This is a genomic window from Streptomyces sp. DH12 (assembly GCF_020873895.1).
In the GTDB taxonomy this organism is placed as follows: domain Bacteria; phylum Actinomycetota; class Actinomycetes; order Streptomycetales; family Streptomycetaceae; genus Streptomyces.
On sequence record NZ_JAHWGT010000159.1, the window covers coordinates 1 to 881 of the forward strand.

General features: G+C 75.1%; 1 protein-coding gene. It reads left to right on the top strand.

The window, feature by feature from the left end; translation table 11 throughout:
- The coding region (locus LPA54_RS33205; protein WP_228984451.1) for a PP2C family protein-serine/threonine phosphatase at positions 1-881 on the top strand (881 nt) is incomplete at both ends.

Below are 881 nucleotides of genomic sequence, written 5' to 3' on the forward strand. Positions count from 1 at the left end.
CCCTCGCTCGGTGCGTCCATCCTCAAGTACGGCTACAACTCCCTGATGGTCGTGCCGGTCCGGGCCCGGGGCGTCACCCTCGGCGTGGCCACCTTCGCCCGCACCGAACGGTCCGGCCCGTTCGGCGACGACGACGTGCGGCTCGCGGAGGAGATCGTCTCCCGCGCCGCGGTGGCCGTGGACAACGCCCGCCGCTACACCCGTGAGCGGACCGCCGCCCGCGCCATGCAGCAGGCGCTGCTGCCCCAGGCGCTCACCGGCGGGTCCGCGGTGGACGTGGCGTCCTGGTACCAGCCGGCCGACGCCCCGAACGGCGTCGGCGGCGACTGGTTCGACGTCATCCCGCTGTCCGGCGCCCGGGTCGCCCTCGTCGTCGGCGACGTCGTCGGGCACGGCATGGACGCCGCCGCGACCATGGGACGCCTGCGCACCGCGGTCCGCACCCTCGCCAACCTCGACATGCCGCCGGACGAACTGCTCGCCCACCTCGACGACCTGGTCATCGGGCTGATGGGCGCCCACGACGACCAGGAGCCCGCCGCCGCGGGCGCCGCCTTCCTCGGCGCGACCTGCCTGTACGCCGTGTACGACCCGGTCAGCGGGAGGTGCTCGATGGCGCGCGCGGGACACCTCCCGCCCGTCCTCGTCACCCCGGACGGCACCGCCGAGATCCTCGACCTGCCCGCGGGGCCCCCGCTGGGGCTCGGCTACCTGACCTTCGAGTCGTGCGAGTGGGACCTGGCCGAGGGCAGCCTGCTGGCGTTCTACACCGACGGTCTCGTCGAGACCCCGGACCGGGACATCGACGAGGGGATCGCCCGGCTGGGCGCCGCCCTCGCCGTGCCCCGCCCCACGCTGCGGGAGATCGGACGGGGCGTGGT